The following is a 20,792-nucleotide window of genomic DNA, read 5'->3' as shown; positions in this document are numbered from 1 at the left end:
ACGAGAGAACCGCGGAGAGTGTCGCGCTTACAGTTCGACCGCTTTCTTTTGTCCGAGCGACTCGGGCACGGTGAAGCGGATGGTCGTCGTCGCGCCGGCCATCGTGTTGATCTTGATCGTCACCTCGTCGCCCTCACCGAGATTGTTCGGTGCGTTCGTGTCTCCATACCCGTTGTCCTTTAGCTCGAACTCGATGTTGAAGCGGTCGTCAGCGTCGTTGAGGACCGTGGGGTTGGCGGTGTCGTCGGTGTCTTTCACCGCGTGGGTCTTGAACTGCCAGTCCGTCCCGCTGGAATCGGTGTGGGTCAGAGTCTCGGTCCCCTGCGGGCCGATCCAGTTGATCGTCGCGTTCGCGAGGTCGATCTCGCCGGCGCCGGGCGCCTGCGTAACGGTTACGTTGACGCTCTTGATCGTATCGTCAGTCGTGTTGGCCGTTCCTACGGTAACGACCTCTTGCAGCCGGTTACTGACCTGCTTACTCGACTGTTGACCCGTTTCCTGTGACTTGCTCTGGAGGAATCCTGCGGTGTTGATGAGGACGCCGGCGGCGATCGCCGCCACCAGCACCATCGCGATGAACACGATGAGGGTTCCGATACCCACCTGCCCGCGCTCCTCCTCGTCCGTGATGAATTCGAACATCTGTGGTGTACTCCCGCGCGCTCTCGCACGCCGGTTGCTTCAGTTGAGGCCGCTCCCCTACATATAGCTCAGCCGCAAAAAATCAAGGTTAATATCGGCGGTCGAGAGACGGGGCAGGCTCACCGGACGGTCGCGTCCGTGATCCGCGCGAGCCGGTCCGCGACGGCGCCGTCGAGGCCGGCTTCGGTGACGCGCCACCGCCAGTTGCCGTCGGTCGTCCCCGGAGTGTTGAATCGGGCGTGACTGTCCAGGCCGAGCAGGTCCTGTACCGTCGTCACGGCGAGCGTCGCCTCGGAGTTCCACACCGCCTCGACGAGATCCCACTCGATATCGACGCCGTCGGTGCCGAGGTTGTAGTGAAGACAGTCGCGCTGCCGGTCGTCGAGCGACTCGTAGTAGCCGACGGCCGTGTCGGTATCGTGGGTCGAGGTGTAGGCGACGCAGTCCTCCGGGTAGTGCATCGGCTGATACATGTGCCCCTGTTGGCACCAGTCGGCGTACTGGGGCACGCGCATTCCCGGGAGGTCGAACGCCTCGCGCAGCGCCGCGCTCCCGGCGTCGAGGAACCCGAGGTCCTCGGCGACGAACGGGAGGCGGTCGAACTCCTCGCGCACGGTCTCGAAGAACGCGTCGCCCGGCCCCTCCCGCCACTCGCCGTCGGCGGGATCGTCGCTGTCGGCGGGGATCGCCCAGAACTCGTCGAACCCCTTGAAGTGGTCGAGGCGGGCGTAGTCGACCGTGTCGAACAGCCGGCGGAGCCGGTCGATCCACCACTCGTAGCCCGTCTCGGCGAGGTGATCCCAGTCGTACACGGGGTTCCCCCAGCGCTGTCCGGAGTCGCCCGCGTTCGGCGGAACGCCCGCGACGGCGGCCGGGCGACCGTCGTCGGTCAGGTCGAACGCCGCGGGCGCGGCCCACACGTCCGCGGAGTCGAGCGCGACGTAGATCGGGAGGTCGCCGAGGATCTCGATCCCGCGGTCGGCGGCGGCCGCGCGCAGGTCGCGCCACTGCCGGTCGAACGTCCACTGGCAGAACGCCCGGAACTCGATCTCGTCGGCGAGATCCTCGCGATACGCCGCGAGCGCGTCAGGGTCGCGCGTCCGAGCCGGCTCGGGCCACTCCGTCCACAGCGTCTCGTCGAACTCGGCTTTGAGCGCGCGAAACAGCGCGTAGTCGGCGAGCCAGTCGGCCTCGCGGTCGCGGAACTCGGCGAACGACGCTCGGTCGTCGTCGCTCGCGACCTCGCGAAAGCGTTCGAAGGCCACGCGCAGGCGATCGAGTTTGAACGACTCGACGGCGTCGTAGCGCACCTCGTGGAGCGAGAAGTCGACCCCGGCCCCGTCGCCGCCGGCGTCCACGTCGATCTCCTCGTCGATCAGATACCCCCGCTCGGCGAGGTCGACGAGGTCGATCAACAGCGGGTTCCCGGCGAACCCTGAGAACGTCTGGTACGGGGAGTGGCCGTGGATCCCGACGGTCGGTCCCAGCGGACACACCTGCCAGATCGACTGGTCGGCTCGATCGAGGAAGTCGAGGAACGAGCGCGCGCCCGCGCCCAGATCCCCGATCCCGTAGGGGCCGGGCAGCGCGGTGGGGTGGAGCAGGACGCCGCTTCGTCTGTCGAACCGCATCGGATACGCAGTCACGGGCAAGCGGTATCAAGTACCGGGTTGTCGACCGGATCGCAGGTGGTCGCGCGAGCCGTTCGGGACCCGTCTACAGGCGGAGCAGGCCGAGTGCCTCGGGGCTTGACCCCGAGTCGGTTCGCCGGGTCGAACCTTCACAGCAACGCCAAGTGACTAAGTACCGCACCCGCAATGTCCGAGTCGATGCCGTACACCGTCCTGATGCTCGGGTGGGGGTTCCCGCCGAACGTGACCGGCGGACTGGACACGGCGGTCGGCGAGCTGTTCGATCGCCTCGACGCTCGTGAGGGCGTCGAGGTGGAGCTGGTGTTGCCGGCGGAGTACGCCCCGGAGGGACGCGACGGGATCCACGGCGTCCCCACCGGCGACGGCGACATCATCACCCGGATCGGCCGCCTCTCGGGCGCGTTCGTGGAGCGCGCGGCCGAGGCGGACATCGTCCACACGAACGACTGGTTCGGCTACAACCCCGGCTCGCGCGCGCAGGCGACCCACGACGTCGAGTGGGTGACGACGTTCCACTCGCTGTCGTCGGATCGCAACGCCGACCCGCCCGAGCGGGAGAAGCGCACCGAAGAGCGGGTAGTGAACCGCTCGGATCACCTCCTGGCGGTGAGCGAGTTCACCGCCCGCAAGATCGCCCACGAGTACGGGGGGGACGCGGAGGTCGTCTACAACGGCTTCTCCCGGGTCGAGCCGACGGGGCGCGATCTGAAAGCCGAGCTGGGGATCGACGGACCGATGCTGTTCTTCGTCGGCAGGCACACCGACCAGAAGGGGCTGGCGTACCTCCTGTACGCGCTGCCGACGCTCCGGCGCGACGACGTGACGCTCGTCATCGGGGGCACCGGTCACCTCACCGAGCAGCTGAAGCGCTTCGTCGAGCTGCTCGGGATCGACGACCGCGTCGAGTTCGTCGGCTACGTTCCCGAGGCGGAGCTGGGCGACTACTACGCGAGCGCGGATCTGTTCGTCTCGCCGTCGCTCGCGGAGCCGTTCGGGATCACCATCGTCGAGGCGCTGTCGGTCGGCACCCGCGTCGTCGCCGGCCCCAGCGGCGCCGCGGAGGTGCTCCCCGACGACTGTCTCATCGAGGTCGAGCCGAACTCCGACGCGATCGCTGCCGGCATCGAGCGTGCGCTCTCGCTCGATACGCCGATCGAGTACGAGGAGCGAACCTGGGATCAGGTCGCCGACGAGCACGACGCCTTCTACGAGCGGATCCTGGCGGGGGAACGCGGAAATCGGGACGGGGAACGGTGAGTTCTCGCGCTCACCTGAGTAGCCGGAGATCGGTCACCGGTTCCGGGTGGACGATCCGGAAGCCGTCTGCGGTGGGTTCCAGTCCGACCCGGTCGGACGCGGGGCCGCCGCGCTGGTACGGGCTGTCCGACTCGCCGGGCGACTGGTAGGGACTGTCCGAAGCGACCGACTGGTACGGGCTGTCGGAGGTCGCCGACTGATAGGGACTGTCGGACGGTCGGGTGCCCGTGCCGTACGAGTCCTGCCGCTCGTCCCGCTCCGATTCGGGCGGGCGATCGAAGTCCTCCGGCGGGAGGTAGATCCGCTCGCCAGAGGCCGACTGGACCACGACCGCGGCGTCCCTGTCGCCCGCGACGACGATAACCGTCCGACCGTCGGCGATCTCCACGTCGACCGAGACCGGGCGTTCGTCCCCGTCGGCAGCCTCCCGCTCGCCCGGTCCCGCGTCCTCGGCGTTCCCGTCCATATCGGGCCATCTATCGGCGGGCACTTAGCGATTCCCCGGTCCCGCTCGGGAGGGATCACATCCACGGGTCGGCGACTCACGTCGGTCGGCGACGCCCGGACGGCGAAAGAGCGAAACCGCTACCGTTCGAGCGGCCTGTCATGGAGCATCCGGGGCAACCGCGCGTGTGCGCGGCGGGCGAGGCCGTGGAACTCGCGCCGCGCGATCCCGACCCGAACGTCGACTACGAGTGGAGCGTCGTAACCGCGCCGTCCGGCTCGACGGCGGAACTCGGCGACGAACCCGTCCAGTGGTTCGAGCCCGACGTTCCCGGCCGCTATCTGCTTCGCCTCACCGACGGTCGGGCGACCCACGACCTGACCGTGCGGGCGTTCGCCGAGGGGACCGCCCCGAGCGCGGACGGCGGCCGCTCCGCCAGCGGCGATGCGGGCCGTAGCGAGCAATCGAAACGACGGAGCGACCAGTCCGGCTCCGGCGGCGCAGTCGGCTCCGGAACACAGGCGGAACCCGTCGGCGACGGGGAGGAACCGGAGCGCCCTCGCGTCCAGTTGGAGACAGCCGTCGACGAGGAGGCGGTCCGGATCCACGCGAAGCTCGCGCCGGCGTCCACGAGGCGCGTCGAGTTCCTGCTCGACGACCGCGACGACCTCGACGAGTCGGACGTGACCGTCGAGGGACGAACGCTCACGATCGAGCGCTCCGTGCTCGGGGATCGCGCCCGGGTGTACGCAGTTCCGCTCACCGACGACGCGTACGGCGTGCCCGACGCCGTCGACGTGCGACGATCGCCATCCCGGGGTGACGGGGGCAGCGACGGCGGCGGGAGCGGCGACAGCGGCGGCGACCGCGACGGCGCCACCGACGGGGAACGCGGAGTCGACGCCGACAGTGGGCGCGGAACCGTGACCGTCGATCGACCGTACGATCCGCCGTCGTGGGCGCTCGACTCGACCATCTACGAGGTGTACGTGCGCACGTTCGGGGACGCGGACCGCGAGCGGTCGCAGTTCGCGGCGATCCGCGAGCGGCTCGACGGGCTCGACGAGCTGGGCGTCGACACGCTGTGGCTCACGCCCGTCCTCCAACACGACGGGGCGCCACACGGCTACAACATCACCGACTTCCTCGCGATCGCGTCGGATCTGGGCGACCGCGAGGAGTATCGGGCGCTGATCGAGGCGGCCCACGACCGCGACATCCGCGTCCTGTTCGATCTCGTGTGCAACCACTCCGCGCGCGATCATCCGTTCTTTCAGGACGCGTACGGCGACCCCGACAGCCCCTACCGCTCGTGGTACGAGTGGCAGGAGAACGGCGAGCCCGGGACGTACTTCGACTGGGAGCTGATCGCCAACTTCGACTTCTCCACGCTCGCAGTGCGCCGGCACCTCCTCGACGTGGTGGAGGAGTGGGCGCCGCTGGTCGACGGGTTCCGCTGTGACATGGCGTGGGCGGTGCCGGACGGCTTCTGGCGGGAGGTGCACGACCGGGTGAAGGCGCACGACTCGGAGTTCTTCCTCCTCGACGAGACGATCCCGTACATCCCGGACTTCCAGTCCGGGCTGTTCGACATGCACTTCGACTCGACGACGGCGTTCTGTCTGCGGGAGGTCGGCGACGGCAACAAGCGTGCCAAGGAGATCCTCGATGCCGTGGACGAGCGCCGACGCGTGGGCTTTCCGGACCACGCCTCGTTCATGCTGTATCACGAGAATCACGACGAACCGCGCTATCTCGCCGCCTACGGCGAGGCCGCGGCGTTCGCGTCGGCGGGCGCGCTGGCGACGCTCCCCGGTGCGCCGATGGTGTACGCCGGCCAAGAGACCGGCCAGCTCGGAAAGCGGGACCGCCTGGACTACGAGAACGCCCGCGAGGATCTCACCGAGCACTACCGTCGCCTGCTCGCCCTCCGCGACGAGCACCCGGCGCTCCAGCATCGGGCCGATCTGTCGCGCGTCGACTACGACGTACGCGCGGGGACGGACGACGATGTCGTCGCCTACCGCCGCGAGGCGGCCGACGGCGAGGCGGTCGTCGTCGCGCTCAACTTCGCCGGCGGCGTCGCGACGGTCGCCGTCGACGCCGCCGTCGGGGACGAGGACCTCGTGACTGGGTCGACGGTCGGGACGGGCGACGGGGCGGTGACCGTCGACGACGTAGTCGTCATCCCGATTCACGGGTAGGGAACGCGAGGACCGTCGCCAGTCGGTCGGTTCGGGCAGGCTCCGGTCGGCTCAGGGCGACTCCGGTCGGTCGGGCGGGTTCGCGACCGCGGTCGGGAGAGTGGCAACTGCTCACGTACCGCGGAGACTTTAACCACGCGAGTAGTTTCACGGGTGAATGCGGCTGCGAACGGCACTCAACGACTACAAACGCGACCGGGAGCACGGCTCCGCCGGCACCGCGAGCACCGTCCACGGCGCGCTGTCCGGACGCGGCGACCGGCTCGTCCACGTCGCCCCTACGGGCGGGATACGCGACTTCTCGTCGGCGCTGTCCGGCCTCTCGGGCATCGACCGCTCCCGGTTCGGGATCGAGACTGGCGAGCGAACGTACTGGTTCGACGAGCTGGAGACGGTCCGTCAGCACTACTATCGGGAGACGACGCTGGTGGAGACGGAGTACGACGCCGGCGCGTTCACCGTCCATCAGTACGACCTCACGCTCGGGCGCGAGCACGTCACACACGTCGAACTGCGCGGGTCGATCCCGTCGGAGGCGCACCTCGTGGCCTTCCTCACGCTCGCGCCCGAGGGGCAGGAGACACGCGTCGGCCGGCTCATCCACGAGGGCGACGGCCCGGTCGGCGGCGACGCGGTGGAGGTGTTCCATCGCGAGGAACACGACTTCGTCACCGCCTCCACGGGCCTCGAGGACGTCCGAGCGCAGATCCCCGAGCGGTTCGAGGAGCTGCTCGATCCCGATCCCATCGCGCTCCCGCGGGAGGGCGCGCTCAACCGCTACGAGGACACGCACCTCAGCGGCGACGTGGTCGTCGCCGCGCCCTTAGAGCGTGCGGGTCGCGGGCTCCGGACGACGCTGGTGACCGCGCTGACCGACGGCGACACCGAGCGCGAGCGGGCCCTCGCCGACCTCCGCGAGTGCGCGACCGACCACGCCGACGCCGACGAACTCCGGACTGTCGCGCGCGAGCGCGGCGCCGTCGCGGTCGCGGACGACGGGCCGCGTCGGGGGACGGTCCGCGCCGACATGCGGGCGCTGTCGCTGCTTGAGGCGCCAAGCGGCGCCCGGATCGCCGGCCCGGAGTTCGACCCGTTCTACCGCAACTCCGGCGGCTACGGCTACACCTGGTTGCGCGACGACGCGCGTATCTCCCAGCAGCTGCTGGAGACCAACGAGCCGCTCGGGCTGGATCTGGACCCCGAGTCGCTCGTGAGAAGCGCTCGGTTCTACTGTGAGACCCAACAGCCCGACGGCTCCTGGCCCCACCGAGTGTGGGCGGTCGACGGGTCGCTCGCTCCCGGCTGGGCCAACGCGCACGTCGAGGGGCGCGTCGGCTCGGACGAGTATCAGGCCGATCAGACCGCGATCACCGTCGCGTTCCTCGCGACGCTCCTGCGTGAGCACCGCGACGCGCTGTCCGCCGACGACGAACGGGAGATCCGCGAGAGCGTCGCCGCCGGCGTCGACTCGCTCCAGGAGAGCCGCGACGAGGACGGGCTCCCCCGTCGCTGTCAGAACCTCTGGGAGGACATGTCGGGCCGGTTCACTCACACCGCCGCGACGTTCGTCGAGGCGTACGCCGCCGTCGCGCGCGCGCCGGTGGACGACGCACTCGCCGAGCGCTCGCGTGCGGCAGCCGAGGAGACGTTCGACGCGCTCGATGCGCTGTGGGACGACGGGAGCGGGACGTACGCGGTCCGGCTCGCCGACGGCGAACGGGACGACCGTCTGGACGCGTCGACGTTCTCGCTCGTCGACGCCCTCGCGGCCGTCGACGCCGTCGACGGGATCGATGTCGGGGACGACGCCCTCGACCGCGTGACCGATCACGTCCGGGCGTCGCTCGACGGGCTGTATCGCGACCCGAGCGAGTCGGCCGTCGAGGGGCTGATCCGCTACGAGGGCGACGAGTGGCGGACGGACGGGCAGGACGGCGAGAAGGTGTGGACGCTCGCGACCGCGATGGGCGCCGGCGCCGCCGCGACGCTCGGGGGGCTGCTGAGCGACCGCGGCCGCGAGGACACCGGCGCGCGACTGCTCGACCGGGCGGCGGAGCTGTACGGGCTGATCGAGGACGGCGGACCCCTGACGACGCGGATGGGCTACCTCCCGGAGCAATGGTACGACGACGGCACGCCCGACAGCGCGACGCCGCTCGGGTACGCCCACTGCTTCCGGCTGGGCGTGACCGCCACGCTCGCCGAGCGCGACGCCCTCCCCAGTGCGGCCGCGGCGCCGTCGGCGCCCACCGACCGGCCGCGGTGGACGACCGGCGAGAAGTTCGGCGTCGGCACCGTCGCCGACCACGGCGATCCGGACGCCTCGCGCGTCTGGTTCACGCTGACCGAGGGGGCGCTCACGGAGGTGCGGTTCCCCCGTGTGGACCTGATGAACCTTCGCACGCTGGATTTCATCGTCTCTGCGGCCGCCGACGACTACACGGTTCGGACGCACGTCGAAGGGCAGCGCAGCGACGAGGACACCGTCGAGCGACGTGTCCGGCCGACTGCGGACGACGCGCTGGCGTACGAGCACGTGATCACCGAGACGGGCGACGGTCGCGGCCACGAGTGGGAGCTCCGCGTCGAGTACGCGGTCGACCCGGCCCACGACGCGCTCGTCGCGGACGTCGACTTCCGCGCCGCCGACGGGAGCGAGTACCACGTGTTCGCGGCCGCGGACACGGCGCTCACGAACACGGGCACGCGCGACCGCGGCCTGCGCCTCGGCCAGCCGGGGAGCCACCACCTCGTCGCCCGCGACCCCGGCGCCTACACGGGCGAGCGGGACGACGCGCGGCTCGTCGACGAGGACGGCGACGGCTACTCCGTCGCCGTCGCGATGGCGACGGCCGACCGCTTCGACTGGGCGACCGTCTGTGCCGCCGGCAGCGACGAGCTGGCGGCGCTGTTCGCGACCGGCGAGGTGCCGCGGACGCGCTCGTCGATCGACGACGACAACGTCGTCCTCGTGGGTCGCCTCGGCGCCGGCAGACACACCAGCGAGACGCTGTCGCTCGGGTTCGCGCGGCAGGCCGACGCCTCGGCGGCGCTCGGCGAGGCGGTCGGATCGCTCGCGACCGGGTTCGAGGCGGTCGAGACGGCGTACCACGACTCCTGGCGAGCGTTCCTGGAGGACCGGCCGCTTCCCGAGGCCGTCGCCGGCGACGACGACCTCGCGAACCAGTACCGCACGGCGCTGATGACGCTGCGGGCCGTCGAGGACAAGACGTATCTCGGTGCCTCGGTCGCCTCGCCGTCGGTACCGTGGGGCGAGGCAGTCCACGCCGACGAGCAGAAGGGGTACGGCTACAACTTCGTGTGGGCGCGGGACCTGTATCAGGTGTTCACCGCCTCGCTGCTCACCGGCGACATCGACACTGCCGTCGACCAGCTGGCGTACATCTACGAGTACCAGCAGGACGAGGACGGCTTCATCCCGCAGAACACCTACCTCAACGGGATCACCCGCTGGGGCGGCGAGCAGATGGACAACATCTCGTTCCCGGCGGTGATGGCCTACCAGCTGTGGAAGGCGGGCGTCGACTTCGCGGACACGCTGTACGACTACGAGCACGTCCGTCGGTCGGCCGACTACGTCGCCCGCAACGGCCCCGCCAGCGGCCAGGAGCGCTGGGAGGAGGAGGCAGGCTACTCGCCGTCGTCGATCGCCGCAGAGATCGCCGGGCTGGCGTGCGCCGGGAAGCTCGCGCTGGAGGTCGGCGACGACGCCGACGCGCTCGTGTGGCTCGCGCTGGCCGACCGCTGGACCGGCGAGGTGGAGACGTGGACGGCCACCGACTCGGGTACCGGTCGCCACACGCACACGCCGTACTACGTCCGGGTCACCCGCGACGGCGACCCGGAGGCCGGCCACCTGCGGACGCTCGCCAACGACGGCCCGCGCCTCGACGAGCGCGACGTCATCGACGCCGGCTTCCTCGAACTCGTGCGCCTCGGGATCAAGCCGTGGGACGACGAGACGGTGCGCAACTCCGTGCGCGAGGTCGACGACACCATCCGGGTCGACCTGCCCGCCGGAGTCGCCTTCTACCGCTACAACGGCGACGGCTACGGCGAGCGCGACGAGGGCGACGTGGGCGCGCCGTGGTCGGTCGAGAACCACGGGAAGGGCCGCCTGTGGCCCCTCCTCACCGGCGAGCGCGGCGAGTACGAGCTTCGGGCGGATCCGGCCGAGACCGACCGCGAGCCCGACCTCGAGCCGACGGCCCTGCTGCGGACGATGGAGCGGTTCGCCAACTCCGGGCGGATGATCGCCGAGCAGGTGTGGGACCGCGACTACCGGACCGAGTACGACTGGGGCTACGGGGAGGGAACCGGGAGCGCGACGCCGCTGGCGTGGTCGATGGCGCAGTTCGTCCGCCTGGCACACGGCGTCGACGCCGGCGAGCCCGCCGAGACGCCGGCGTTCGTCCGCGAGCGCTTCCTCGATCGGCGGCTCCACGACAGCGACGAGAAGCCCGCGCTGCGCGTCGACACGAACTTCCAGGGGAACACGGTCGTCGTCTCGGGCGAGACCACCGGCGCGCGCGTCGCCGTGACGACGCCCGTCGACTCGGCGGTCGTCGACCCCGAGGACGGCGAGTTCGAGGCGACCCTCGACATCGGCTACGGCGAGAACGACATCACCGTCGCCGCCGCCAGCGACGCCGATCTGGAGACGGCTGCGACCACCGTCACCAGGTTCACCGTCTGACCGTCGCTGGAGCCGGTTACCCATCGGGCTGGATGGTCCTCGCGGTTCTCGCCCTCGCCGACCCCCGAATCGGTGATCGTCCGTCCATATCCTGGCGAAATACCTAGTAGGAGTATATACAACATCAGGGGTACCTTTACCATCGAACGCGTCAAGGAACTCATATGACCGAGCCGGAGACCACGTACGTCGGGAAGGCGTGCGCGTACATCACTCGCGGCGGCTCGCAGCTACTGGTGTTCGAGGGACCGGGACACGACGGGCTCCAGATCCCGAAAGGAACGATCGAATCCGGCGAACGCCCGCGGAGCGCGCTGTTCCGGGAGGTACGCGAGGAGAGCGGGCTGGCGACGCTTTCGAGCGTCGATAAGCTGGCGACCGACGTGTGGAGCCGCCGTGACTCGCCGCCGAAGGCGTACGTACGGCACTTCTATCACGCGAGCGTTCACGAGCCCCGCGACGGCTGGACCCACGTCGTCCGCGACGGCGGCGACGAGCACGGTAGCGAGTTCGAGTTCTCGTGGATCGGCGTCGAGGAGGCGCGCGAGCGCGGCTTCGCGCTCGACCTGGACGACTACGTCCACCGGCTCTCCGGGCTGGCGAACGCGCGGGCGAGAGCGGAGCCAGCGGACTGAGCCCTCAGGGAGCGGGGCGCGTCCCACCGGAAGCGCCCTCCGTCGTCGGCCGGTTTTATGTGTAATTCGTCCGAACACACGGCCGCATGACACCCATGGACCTCACCTGGCACGGTCACTCCACCTGGACGGTCGAGATCGAGAACACCACCTTCCTTATCGACCCGTTCTTCGACAACCCCCACACCGACACCGATCCCGGGGAACTGGACCCGGATCACGTGCTGCTCACGCACGGGCACGCCGACCACATCGCGGACGTGGATCGATTCCCGGGCGCTCACGTCGTCGGAACCCCGGAAGTCACGGGCTACGTCGCCGACGAGTACGGCGTCGAGGACACGACGGGAATGAACCTGGGTGGCACTGTCGAGCTGGGCGACGCGTTCGTGACGATGGTCCGCGCCGACCACACGAACGGCCTCGACACCGGCTACGGCGCCTCCGGGGGCACGCCTGGAGGCTACGTCATCTCCGAGACGAAGCCCACCCAGGAGGCCGACCCCGACAGCACGACGTTCTACCACGCCGGTGACACCGCCCTGATGTCGGAGATGAGGGACGTGATCGCGCCGTTCCTCGAGCCCGACGCGGCCGCGGTGCCGACGGGCGACCACTTCACGATGGGTCCGGCGCAGGCGGCCATCGCCGTCGACTGGCTCGACGTCGACTACGCGTTCCCGATGCACTACGACTCGTTCCCGCCGATCGAGATCGACACCGACGACTTCGTCCGCGAGGTGCGCGCGACCGGCAGCGACGCCGAGGCGGTCGTCCTCGGCGACGACGAGACGTTCACGATCGGCGAGTAGTCGGCCGACTCCCCGACCCCTCGAACGGATGTCGCGCGTGTTCGCGAGTCACATACCGCAGTAACAAGGTTTACGCGCGAACCGCCCGTCCACTGTACCGTATGTCAGACATCGAGACATCAACCGTCAGCGAAGAGGGTTTCACCAGCACGAGTGAGGTCGGCGACTTCTCGCTCACCGTCGACGCGCTCGGCGAGGACGGCCCCGACCCCAACTCCGTTCTGGTGGCCGACTACGCCTCCTGCTTCCTGCCCGCCTTCCGCGTCGGCGCAAAGCAGCGCGGGCACGAGGACCTCGGTACGGTCCAGATCGACGCCGAGGCCGACCTCGACGACGACGACGACCTCGAGGCGATCCGCTTCGACATTCACGTCGAGGCCGACCTCGACGACGAGACGCTCGCCGACGTGGTCGAGCGCGCCGAGGGCATCTGCCACGTCCACTCGGCGCTCCGCGAGGAACTCCGCGCCGACATCACGACCCACGCCGACGCCTTCTGAGGTTAACGCCGCCGCCGACGGGCGGTCCGGCTTTTCGGGGATCGACCGATCACCGTCCGGGAGCGGTCGCTCCGCGTCGTCCGCGAACTCAGCGACGGCCGTCGTCGCCGCGGTAGGATCGGTACGTCATCGCGCGGCCGTCGATGATCACGACCTCCTCGTCGGTGCGGTCGCTCACGACCCCGACTGGGTCGTCCGGCTCGTCACGGAAGACGTACGGTGAGTCGCGCTCTTCCATGTCAACAGGTACCACGCTCTCGGATATAAGTCTTCGTCAGACAGTACCGTACGCGATTCTCGACGACGGCACTGTTCGTGCCCCCGAGAGTGCGTTCGAACCCCGGTCGTGGACGGCTCGGCTCACAAGCCTCGCCGTCGTTCCGTCGAGGCTCCCCCGCGATCGGCCTCGCCTAATCGTCCGCGGCGGCGGGCTCGACCCCGTGGTCGATGTCGGTTCCCAGCACGTTCAGGAACGCAGCGAGCCATTCGGCGTGGTCCGGCCACGCCTGTCCAGTGACGAGGTTCCCGTCGACGACGACCTCGTCGACCCACGAACAGCCCGCGGCCTCCATCTCCGGTTCGAGCGCGGGATAGGCGGTGATCCGCCGCCCGTCGAGAACGCCCGCGGCCGCGAGTATCTGCGGGCCGTGACAGAGGGCCGCGACGGGCTTGTCGGCCTCGAAGAAGTGCCGAACCACGTCGAGCACGTCCGGATTCGTGCGCAGGTACTCGGGCGCGCGCCCGCCGGGGACGACGAGCGCGTCGTAGTCGGCCGGGTCCACGTCCCCGACCGCGCCGTCGACAACGAAGTCGTGACCGCGCTCCTCGAGGTACGTCTGGTCGCCGCGGAAGTCATGGATCGCGGTCTTCACCGAGTCTCCCTCCGCCTTCTCCGGCGCGACGGCGTGGACCTCGTGGCCCACCGTCTCCAGCGCCTGGTACGGTACCATGACCTCGTAGTCCTCCACGAAGTCGCCCGCGAGTTCGAGAATGGTTCTGCCGGTCATGATCGGATCCCCGGCGGATCCTATCAACCGAACGATCAAAACTGTATCGGCGGTTCACTCGCGGACCGACGACTGGTCGTCCACGAATCGCTCGCGGGTCGACTACCGGTCGTCAGCGCTCGCCGACCCGCCGGATGAGAACTCGACGGTAGCGTCCGCCGCGGCTTCCCCGTCGAGCACACGGTCGAGTTCGCGGAGGTCGTCGAGGACGTGGTCCGGCTCGTACGGCGAGTCGGCGACGTCCTCGCGGTCGGTGACGCCCGTGAGGACGAGCGCGGTCGTCATCCCGGCGTCGGCGCCGAGGGCGATGTCCGTGTCGAGTCGATCGCCGACGACGAGGCACTCCTCGGGCGGATGCCCGAGCACGTCGAGCACCAACTCGCGGGCGGTCGCGGACGGCTTTCCGAGCACCGCGTCGGGGTCGTGGTCGAGCACCCCTCGGACGGCGTTGAGCACCGCGCCCGATCCGGGGACCAGCGCGTCCGGTCCGGGGATCACCCGGTCCGGGTCGGTGCCGACGTACGGCGTTCCGTCCCCGAGCGCCGTCAGCGCCCGCGAGAGCTCGTCGTAGTCGAACGAGCGGTCGATCGAGACGACGCCGGCGGTCGCCTCGCTGTGGTCGCTGGTGACCGACAGCCCCGCGGCCGACAACTGATCGATGAGGCCCCCCTCCCCGAGGACGTACAACGCGTCGTCGGCGTGGTGCTCGCGGAGGTACGCGACCGTGCTGTCGGCGGCGGTCACCACCTCGTCGACGCGTGCGTCGATCCCGGCGGCCCCCAGTCGGTCGACGTACGCCGGCGGCCCCTTCGTCGGGTTGTTCGAGCAGAAGCAGACGTCGAGGCCCACATCGCGGAGGGACTCGACGGTCTCCGGCGCTCCCGGGAGCGGGTTACGTCCGCGCACGACCGTTCCGTCCACATCGAGCACGACGCCGCGTATCACAGCCGCCGTTGGCGCGGCACGCTGTTGAACGCATCGCCCATCGTGGGGTGCCCGTCTCGGCCACAGCGACGGTCGCGAGTCGGTCGGCGTCGACGACGAAATCGCGACCGTCGCCGTCGACGGTCCCCGTCACGGATCCGTGAACGGTAACGCGTATGTGTCGGCGGTCCCGGGATCGGGTACAGTGACCGCCGCGCAGCTGACGTTGGTGCAGATCGACAACTACGGCCCGTGGACAGTGACGCCGGAGCCGCGTCGGGAGATGGACCTCCAGACGCTGCAGTCGCGCCTGTTCGCGGACATCGCACAGTACATCGGCAACCGGGGCGGCTACGTCTTCTTCACCCGCTTCGACAACATGGTCGCGGTGACGAACGGCCTCGACCGACAGGATCACGAACTGCTTCAGGAGTCCGTGGGGAACCGGTATCCCGTCACCGTGAGTCTCGGTGTCGGCGTCGACGAGGTGCCGATCGACGCCCTCGAAACCGCGACCGAGCGCGTGCAAGCGGCCGGCTCGGCGCAGTCGTCGGACCGCAGCGAGGCGCTCGCCGGCGAGTTCCGCGGGGGCGACCCGGCGGACGACGACGTCCACGTCGCGCACTTCGACGTGAACGACGCGACCGGCAAGTACACCGACCGACTCAACGAGTTCGACTCGTTCATCAACATCGAGCAGGGGTACGCCTCGCTGATGAAGTACATGCGCGAGGAACACGGCGCGCTCTCCTTCTTCGTCGGCGGCGACAACGTCATCGCGGCGTGCCCGGACCTCTCACACGACGACTACACGGGGGCCATCGACCACGTCGCCGCGGACGCCGACGTCCAGCTCAAGGTCGGCGTCGGCTCGGGCGCGACGCCCCACGAGGCCGGCTTCGCGGCGAAGCACGCCCTCGAGGACTGCCGGTACGAGGGCACGGTCGTCGAGTTCGCCTGAGAACCCGTTCGCTCGGCACCGACACGGTTGTGTCGTCCGCGCCCCGATCCACCGCTCGTGACCGATTCCGACTCCGAACCGGCGGAAGCGGCGGACCCGTCCGTCGCTCGCCGCGACCGCGCTCGCGCGAGCCTTCTCGCACTGGCCTGCGGCGACGCCCTCGGTCGCCCCGTCGCCGGCGAGGCCGCGGCCGCAGTTCGCGACCGCTACGGCCGCGTGACCGAGATGCTCGGCGCCGACGGCCGCCGGGCTGGAACGACCACCGCCCCCACGACCGCCGCCGTCGCGGCCGCCGACCGGCTCCTCGACCCTCTCGGGAGTTTCCCGTCGGACCTCCCGGTCGACTCCGGGCCGACGACCGACGTGGCCTCGCCCCTCGCCGGCGTCCCGTTCGGCCTCCTCACGGGGACCGCCGACGACCGAGCGGCGGCGGCAGCCGAGCGCGCCGCCGCGTCCGACACGGACCCCGAACCCGCGGTGGGGGAAACCGCGGCCGCGCTCGCGGTGGTCGTCGGCGAACTCGTCGACGGAGAGACGATCGCGGATGCGGTTTCGACGGCGATGTCCGTCGCCGTGGCGCGCGACGCCCCGGTTGCGGTGCGGGAGACGCTGTCGGTCGTCGGCGACCGCGGCGCCGTGGCCATCGATCCTCACGGCGACCGGTCGGCGACGTTCGAGACCGCGCTCCACGAGGCGGCCGCCGCGGACGACGCGGAGGAAGCGGTCGTCTCGGCGGTGAGCCGCGGCGGCAACGCGAGCGCGCTCGGCGCCGTCGCCGGCGCGGTCGCGGGAGCGCGCTTCGGCACGGACGCGATCCCCCCGCGCTGGCTGAACGAGCTCGACGGCTCGGCGGACTACACCGCGCTCGCCGACGCGCTCGTGGCGACGGAGATCGCGGACCCGCTCGGCGCCGGCGCCGACGGGGACGCCTGAGGATCGGGCGGTCGGGAAGCGGTGGCACGGGTCCCGAAGATTCGTGAAGGGGGCCACCCTCGACTCCGTCGTGCACCACGACTACCACGTCCATTCGACGTACTCGGACGGGTACTTCATCGAGTTCATGGCCGACGCCGCCGCGGAGGCGGGGCTGTCCGGGATCGGCATCGCGGACCACTGCGTCGTCTCGGAAGAGCCGGCCGAGGACCGCTACCGCCGCGAGATGGGGTTCAATCTGGATCTCACCTACGAACGGCGCCGGGACGCGATCGACCGGCTTCGCGACCGCGTCGACGTACGCCTGTTCGACGCCGTGGAGCTGGACTACGAACCCCGCGACGAGGCCGCGATCGCGTCGTTCCTCGACGAGGCGGCGTTCGACTACGCGATCGGGAGCGTCCACGACCTGGAGGACGTGAACGTCCACGTCCGCGAGCACTTCGCGGGCAAGCCCGAACGGGAACGTCGCGCGCTCGTCGACGAGTACTTCGAGAAGCTGGTCGCGCTCGCGGAGTCGGAGCTGTTCGCGATCGCGGCACACCCGGACCTCGTTGAGCGCAATCCCGCCTTACGCGGGCTCGCGACACGGGAGCACTACGAGCGGGCGGCCGCGGCGTTCGCCGAGTCGCGGACCGTCCCCGAGCTGAACGCCGGCCGCGTGCTCGACGAGTACGGCGAGTTCCACCCCTCGCCGGACTTTCTCGACGCGCTGGCCGACCACGGCGCCGCCGTCGCGGTCGGGACGGACAGCCATCGGCCGGACGTGATCGCCCCCCGAGTGGAGCGAATCGAGGCGGAGCTAGCCGAACGCGGGTTGGAGCCGGTAGAGGTGACCGACGGACCGGACGCGGCCTGAGCGATCGGACGCCGCCGGTCTCAGATGTGGCCTTCCTCGCGGAGCTGCTGGGCGTCGTCGGACTCGTAGCGCCAGACGACTTCGGCCTTCTCGTCTTGCCAGTCCCACGGCTCCGCGATGATGATGTCGCCCTCCTTGACCCACGTTCGGAAGCGCATCCGGCCGGGGATCCGGCCCATTCGCTCCTCGCCGTCGGCACAGCGGAGCGTGACGCGTCGGCCGCCGAGCATGTCGGTGACGGTGGCGAACACCTGGTTGTCGTCGGGCATCCTGAGGGGCTTGCGGTTCTGGGTGTCGTCGCTCATGGCGACGGGTAGGTGACCGAGTGGGATAAGTACGTGTATTCGACAGACGCCTCGTGTGAGGGCACCTCCGCCGGCGATCGCGTCTCTCCGCCAGCGATCGCGTCTGCTTCCGCCACCGGCTGGGTTCACCTCACGTCTCGCGGGGTTCCTCCGCCCGCCAAAACTCCGTTTAGGGAGGGTTTTTCCCGCGTGGACCCATACCCATGAGCGATGACCGCACTCGCGACGACGATTCACGTCGGTGGTGACCGATGAGGGGGAACGACCAGCAGGCGTACGACCGCGGAACCTCGCTGTTCTCCCCGGACGGCCGCATCTACCAGGTCGAGTACGCCCGCGAGGCAGTCTCTCGCGGCGCGCCCTCCGTCGGCGTCAGGACGAGCGAGGGCGTCGTGCTCGCGGCGCAGGCACAGGCGTCCTCCAGCCTGATGGAGTCGGAGTCCATCGAGAAGCTCCACAAGCTTGACGACCACGTCGGAACCGCCAGCGCCGGCCACGTCGCCGACGCCCGGCAGCTCATCGACCACGCTCGCCGGATGGCGCAGGGCAACCGCCTGCGCTACCGCGAACCGGTCGGCGTCGAGACGCTGACGAAGTACATCACGGACCACATCCAGGAGAACACCCAGCGCGGCGGCACGCGCCCGTACGGCGCCGCGCTCCTCATCGGCGGCTTCGAGAACGGTCGCCCGCGCCTGTTCGGCGCCGACCCCTCGGGGACGCCCCACGAGTGGAAGGCCACCGCCATCGGCGGCTCCCGCCAGGAGATCCAGGAGCTGCTGGAGGACGAGTGGAGCGAGGACCTCACGCTCGACGACGGGATCGGGCTCGCGCTGCGCGCGCTGTTCGACATCAACGACGAGCTCACCGCGAACGACGTCTCCCTCTCGACGGTCTCCGAGGACGGCTACACCGCCTTCACGGCCGACGAGATCACGGACCTCGTCGAGAGCCTCGACTTGGTCAGCGACGAGGACGCGGACGGCGACGAAGCAGACGAGGAGTAACGCGACCCCGGCCGGCCGACTGCGACGCGGTCCGATCCGGTTCCCGTCTTCTCGACCCGTGCTCCGGCGACAGCGGCAGCGGCGGCGATCGCGCCGACGGGGACGACAGCGACGGCGGCATCGCCGACCGATCGATTCAACGGGCGCGGCGTCGTGGACCAGCCAATGAGCGAGGACGCGCTCGCGACGACGCTCGATCGGATCCGGGTGTTCCCGATCAAGTCGCTCGACGGGGTCGACGTGGACGCCGCCGCACTCGCGCCGGGCGGTGGGCTCTCGCGGGACCGGGAGTTCGCGCTGGTCGACGCCGACGGCGACTACGTGAACGGGAAGAACGAACGACGGATCCACCGCGTGTCCGCGGAGTTCGACCTCGACGCACGGATCGTTTCGCTTGCGGCCCCACACGACGTCGACGCCCCCGCGCCCGCGACGTTCGACCTCGACGACCCCGACGAGCGAGAGGGTATCGCGTCGTGGGTCGGGGCGTTCCTCGGCGACGAGGTGGATCTGATCGGCGAGCGAGCGGGGGGCTATCCGGACGACACGGAGCTGACGGGGCCGACGGTGGTGTCGCGGGGGACGCTCCGCGAGGTCGCCTCGTGGTTCGACTGCGTGGGCGTCGACTCGATGCGCCGGCGCCTCCGCGCGAACGTCGAACTCGCGAGCGAGGAGCCGTTCGTCGAGGACCGACTCGTCGCCGAGCCCGACGAGCGGGTTCGCTTCCGGGTCGGCGGCGCCGAACTGCTCGGGGTGAACCCCTGCCAGCGCTGCGTCGTCCCCTCGCGCGACCCCGACACGGGCGCGGAGTTCGACGACTTCCGGACGCGGTTCGTCCGCAAGCGCGAGGAGACGATGCCCGACTGGAGCGGTGGCGCGCGCTTCGACCACGCGTTCCGGCTGATGGTGAACACGGCCGTTCCCGACGGAAGCGTGGGCGGGACGCTCCGCCTCGGCGACGACGTGCGGAGCCTCGGTACGGAACCGGAGTAGCAACTGCTGCCGATCGCCGGAACCGCAGCCGAGACCTATTCGCCGTGTTCCTCGTACTCTTCGGGCGTGTACGTCTTGATCTCCAGCGCGTGCACCTCCCGGGTCATCGCGTCGCCGACGGCGTCGTACACCAGCTCGTGCTGCTGGACGAGCGACTTCCCCTCGAAGGCGGGCGAGACGACGACCGCGGCGAAGTGGGCGTCCTCGTGTTCCTCGTCGGGGACTCGGGGCGTCGTAACGGTCGCTTCACTGTCCGGAATGCCGGCCTCGATGGCCGCTTCGACTTCGTCCGTGCTCATGCTCATACCCCGGAGTCGGCGTCGGCGCGGCAAAAAGCGGTCGGTGGCGGCCGCCGACGCGGCGTCCCGCCGCGGTCCCCGATGCGCTTACAATCGGGGGCGCCGACCGGGCGACCGGATGACCGAGCGACCATGACAGCCGACGGGCGCGACACCGATCCCGAGGCCGCCGTCCGGGAGCGACTGCTGGCCGAACACGGCCCGGTGCTCGACGCCGTCGACGGCGTCGCCGACGCGGTAGCGGAGCGGTGGACTGACCGGGAGGCCCCCGAGGGTCGCCCGTCGACGGCCGACCGCGACGCCGTCGTCCCCGCGATGCGGGAGGCGCTCGACGCGGCGGGTGCGCTCGAACACCTCCCCGGACTGCTCGCGACCGGCACGGACGCGCTCGGAGTCACGCTCCCGGCCTCCCCGGTCGCCGCGCCGCCGTACCTCGTCGTGACGGCGACCGGACCGGTGGTCCGAGCGACGGTGCCGGATGCGGGGCGGCTCGTCGTCTCCCTGCGCGTGTTCGACGTGGATCGGTCCGGCACGTCGCCGCGGTACCGCCGTCTCGATCGCGGCGTCCGCGAGACGCTGACGATCGAACTGCGGTAGCCCCGGCCTCGTGAAACGCCGGCGGAGGTCGGCGGATGCCCGC

20 protein-coding genes are annotated in these 20,792 nt (G+C 70.2%); 12 read left to right on the top strand and 8 right to left on the bottom strand.

Going from position 1 to position 20,792, the window contains the following annotated elements:
* Positions 1 to 27 precede the first annotated feature (27 nt).
* Together K6T25_RS12305 and malQ are read right to left on the bottom strand one after the other, a co-directional pair.
* Positions 28 to 642 carry an archaellin/type IV pilin N-terminal domain-containing protein gene (locus K6T25_RS12305; protein ID WP_222914485.1) on the bottom strand — a complete coding sequence of 205 codons (615 nt, stop codon included), beginning with the start codon at positions 640 to 642 and terminating at the stop codon, positions 28 to 30.
* Between the two features lie 119 nt (positions 643 to 761).
* A complete protein-coding gene (malQ, locus tag K6T25_RS12300) occupies positions 762 to 2,273 on the bottom strand; it encodes a 4-alpha-glucanotransferase (protein ID WP_222914483.1) in 1,512 nt (503 codons plus the stop codon).
* 198 nt (positions 2,274 to 2,471) lie between these two features.
* On the opposite strand from malQ, the gene K6T25_RS12295 reads away from it, so the two are divergent.
* Positions 2,472 to 3,551, top strand: a complete 1,080-nt coding sequence (locus tag K6T25_RS12295; RefSeq protein WP_345778223.1) for a glycosyltransferase family 4 protein — start codon at positions 2,472 to 2,474, stop codon at positions 3,549 to 3,551.
* A 10-nt stretch (positions 3,552 to 3,561) separates the two neighbouring features.
* Here the strand turns inward: K6T25_RS12295 and K6T25_RS12290 are convergent, their stop codons facing one another.
* A complete protein-coding gene (locus K6T25_RS12290) occupies positions 3,562 to 4,017 on the bottom strand; it encodes a DUF7510 family protein (RefSeq protein WP_222914481.1) in 456 nt (151 codons plus the stop codon).
* Positions 4,018 to 4,157: 140 nt separating this feature from the next.
* Here K6T25_RS12290 and malA point away from each other — a divergent pair, with 140 nt between their 5' ends.
* The 5 genes from malA (at position 4,158) to K6T25_RS12265 (ending at position 12,864) form a co-directional block, all read left to right on the top strand.
* Positions 4,158 to 6,200 carry an alpha-amylase MalA gene (gene malA / locus K6T25_RS12285; RefSeq protein WP_222914479.1) on the top strand — a complete coding sequence of 681 codons (2,043 nt, stop codon included), beginning with the start codon at positions 4,158 to 4,160 and terminating at the stop codon, positions 6,198 to 6,200.
* Between the two features lie 157 nt (positions 6,201 to 6,357).
* Entirely contained in the window at positions 6,358 to 10,917 is a 4,560-nt protein-coding gene (locus K6T25_RS12280; protein WP_222914477.1) for a DUF7997 domain-containing protein, read from the top strand.
* Between the two features lie 164 nt (positions 10,918 to 11,081).
* Positions 11,082 to 11,552, top strand: a complete 471-nt coding sequence (locus K6T25_RS12275) for an NUDIX hydrolase (RefSeq protein ID WP_222914475.1) — start codon at positions 11,082 to 11,084, stop codon at positions 11,550 to 11,552.
* A gap of 95 nt (positions 11,553 to 11,647) precedes the next feature.
* Positions 11,648 to 12,364, top strand: coding sequence for a metal-dependent hydrolase (locus K6T25_RS12270; protein WP_222918038.1), 717 nt, complete (start codon positions 11,648 to 11,650; stop codon positions 12,362 to 12,364).
* Positions 12,365 to 12,465: 101 nt separating this feature from the next.
* The gene (locus K6T25_RS12265) at positions 12,466 to 12,864 is read left to right on the top strand and encodes an OsmC family protein (protein ID WP_222914474.1); all 399 of its coding nucleotides are present in this window, start codon (positions 12,466 to 12,468) and stop codon (positions 12,862 to 12,864) included.
* 88 nt (positions 12,865 to 12,952) lie between these two features.
* Here the strand turns inward: K6T25_RS12265 and K6T25_RS12260 are convergent, their stop codons facing one another.
* The 3 genes from K6T25_RS12260 to K6T25_RS12250 form a co-directional block, all read right to left on the bottom strand.
* Complete coding sequence (locus K6T25_RS12260) at positions 12,953 to 13,102, bottom strand: hypothetical protein (protein WP_222914472.1); 150 nt, start codon at positions 13,100 to 13,102, stop codon at positions 12,953 to 12,955.
* Between the two features lie 172 nt (positions 13,103 to 13,274).
* Positions 13,275 to 13,871, bottom strand: a complete 597-nt coding sequence (locus K6T25_RS12255) for a DJ-1/PfpI family protein (protein ID WP_222914470.1) — start codon at positions 13,869 to 13,871, stop codon at positions 13,275 to 13,277.
* A gap of 102 nt (positions 13,872 to 13,973) precedes the next feature.
* Positions 13,974 to 14,816, bottom strand: a complete 843-nt coding sequence (locus K6T25_RS12250; RefSeq protein WP_222914468.1) for an HAD-IIA family hydrolase — start codon at positions 14,814 to 14,816, stop codon at positions 13,974 to 13,976.
* 184 nt (positions 14,817 to 15,000) lie between these two features.
* On the opposite strand from K6T25_RS12250, the gene K6T25_RS12245 reads away from it, so the two are divergent.
* The 3 genes from K6T25_RS12245 (at position 15,001) to K6T25_RS12235 (ending at position 17,548) form a co-directional block, all read left to right on the top strand.
* Positions 15,001 to 15,756, top strand: a complete 756-nt coding sequence (locus tag K6T25_RS12245; RefSeq protein WP_222914466.1) for a GTP cyclohydrolase III — start codon at positions 15,001 to 15,003, stop codon at positions 15,754 to 15,756.
* Positions 15,757 to 15,813: 57 nt separating this feature from the next.
* Complete coding sequence (locus tag K6T25_RS12240; protein WP_222914464.1) at positions 15,814 to 16,689, top strand: ADP-ribosylglycohydrolase family protein; 876 nt, start codon at positions 15,814 to 15,816, stop codon at positions 16,687 to 16,689.
* Positions 16,690 to 16,816: 127 nt separating this feature from the next.
* Positions 16,817 to 17,548: a PHP domain-containing protein gene (locus tag K6T25_RS12235; RefSeq protein ID WP_240009233.1), complete on the top strand. Its 732-nt coding sequence runs from the start codon at positions 16,817 to 16,819 to the stop codon at positions 17,546 to 17,548.
* Positions 17,549 to 17,568: 20 nt separating this feature from the next.
* On the opposite strand, the gene eif1A is transcribed toward K6T25_RS12235, so the two are convergent.
* The gene (gene eif1A / locus K6T25_RS12230) at positions 17,569 to 17,853 is read right to left on the bottom strand and encodes a translation initiation factor eIF-1A (RefSeq protein ID WP_222914460.1); all 285 of its coding nucleotides are present in this window, start codon (positions 17,851 to 17,853) and stop codon (positions 17,569 to 17,571) included.
* Between the two features lie 251 nt (positions 17,854 to 18,104).
* Here eif1A and psmA point away from each other — a divergent pair, with 251 nt between their 5' ends.
* Both psmA and K6T25_RS12220 read left to right on the top strand, forming a co-directional pair.
* Complete coding sequence (gene psmA / locus K6T25_RS12225) at positions 18,105 to 18,860, top strand: archaeal proteasome endopeptidase complex subunit alpha (protein WP_222914458.1); 756 nt, start codon at positions 18,105 to 18,107, stop codon at positions 18,858 to 18,860.
* Between the two features lie 165 nt (positions 18,861 to 19,025).
* Positions 19,026 to 19,853 (top strand): MOSC domain-containing protein, encoded by an 828-nt coding sequence (locus tag K6T25_RS12220; protein WP_222914455.1) that lies wholly within the window; start codon positions 19,026 to 19,028, stop codon positions 19,851 to 19,853.
* Between the two features lie 35 nt (positions 19,854 to 19,888).
* Here the strand turns inward: K6T25_RS12220 and K6T25_RS12215 are convergent, their stop codons facing one another.
* Positions 19,889 to 20,152, bottom strand: a complete 264-nt coding sequence (locus K6T25_RS12215) for a BolA family protein (RefSeq protein ID WP_222918037.1) — start codon at positions 20,150 to 20,152, stop codon at positions 19,889 to 19,891.
* A gap of 132 nt (positions 20,153 to 20,284) precedes the next feature.
* Between K6T25_RS12215 and K6T25_RS12210 the strand changes: the two genes are divergently transcribed.
* Positions 20,285 to 20,749: a DUF7988 family protein gene (locus tag K6T25_RS12210; protein ID WP_222914453.1), complete on the top strand. Its 465-nt coding sequence runs from the start codon at positions 20,285 to 20,287 to the stop codon at positions 20,747 to 20,749.
* Positions 20,750 to 20,792 lie beyond the last annotated feature (43 nt).

The sequence above is a fragment of the Halobaculum rubrum genome, assembly GCF_019880225.1.
Lineage (GTDB): Archaea > Halobacteriota > Halobacteria > Halobacteriales > Haloferacaceae > Halobaculum > Halobaculum rubrum.
The sequence above is the reverse complement of the archived record's forward strand: the minus strand, read 5'-3'. Positions and strand labels throughout refer to the sequence as shown.

What these genes read in the sequence shown, in the direction of transcription:
- K6T25_RS12305 (WP_222914485.1), bottom strand. Translation starts at nt 642, where the DNA reads ATGTTCGAATTCATCACGGACGAGGAGGAGCGCGGGCAGGTGGGTATC.
- malQ (WP_222914483.1), bottom strand. Translation starts at nt 2,273, where the DNA reads ATGCGGTTCGACAGACGAAGCGGCGTCCTGCTCCACCCCACCGCGCTG.
- K6T25_RS12295 (WP_345778223.1), top strand. Translation starts at nt 2,472, where the DNA reads ATGCCGTACACCGTCCTGATGCTCGGGTGGGGGTTCCCGCCGAACGTG.
- K6T25_RS12290 (WP_222914481.1), bottom strand. Translation starts at nt 4,017, where the DNA reads ATGGACGGGAACGCCGAGGACGCGGGACCGGGCGAGCGGGAGGCTGCC.
- malA (WP_222914479.1), top strand. Translation starts at nt 4,158, where the DNA reads ATGGAGCATCCGGGGCAACCGCGCGTGTGCGCGGCGGGCGAGGCCGTG.
- K6T25_RS12280 (WP_222914477.1), top strand. Translation starts at nt 6,358, where the DNA reads ATGCGGCTGCGAACGGCACTCAACGACTACAAACGCGACCGGGAGCAC.
- K6T25_RS12275 (WP_222914475.1), top strand. Translation starts at nt 11,082, where the DNA reads ATGACCGAGCCGGAGACCACGTACGTCGGGAAGGCGTGCGCGTACATC.
- K6T25_RS12270 (WP_222918038.1), top strand. Translation starts at nt 11,648, where the DNA reads ATGGACCTCACCTGGCACGGTCACTCCACCTGGACGGTCGAGATCGAG.
- K6T25_RS12265 (WP_222914474.1), top strand. Translation starts at nt 12,466, where the DNA reads ATGTCAGACATCGAGACATCAACCGTCAGCGAAGAGGGTTTCACCAGC.
- K6T25_RS12260 (WP_222914472.1), bottom strand. Translation starts at nt 13,102, where the DNA reads ATGGAAGAGCGCGACTCACCGTACGTCTTCCGTGACGAGCCGGACGAC.
- K6T25_RS12255 (WP_222914470.1), bottom strand. Translation starts at nt 13,871, where the DNA reads ATGACCGGCAGAACCATTCTCGAACTCGCGGGCGACTTCGTGGAGGAC.
- K6T25_RS12235 (WP_240009233.1), top strand. Translation starts at nt 16,817, where the DNA reads ATGGCCGACGCCGCCGCGGAGGCGGGGCTGTCCGGGATCGGCATCGCG.
- eif1A (WP_222914460.1), bottom strand. Translation starts at nt 17,853, where the DNA reads ATGAGCGACGACACCCAGAACCGCAAGCCCCTCAGGATGCCCGACGAC.
- psmA (WP_222914458.1), top strand. Translation starts at nt 18,105, where the DNA reads ATGAGGGGGAACGACCAGCAGGCGTACGACCGCGGAACCTCGCTGTTC.
- K6T25_RS12220 (WP_222914455.1), top strand. Translation starts at nt 19,026, where the DNA reads ATGAGCGAGGACGCGCTCGCGACGACGCTCGATCGGATCCGGGTGTTC.
- K6T25_RS12215 (WP_222918037.1), bottom strand. Translation starts at nt 20,152, where the DNA reads ATGAGCACGGACGAAGTCGAAGCGGCCATCGAGGCCGGCATTCCGGAC.
- K6T25_RS12210 (WP_222914453.1), top strand. Translation starts at nt 20,285, where the DNA reads ATGACAGCCGACGGGCGCGACACCGATCCCGAGGCCGCCGTCCGGGAG.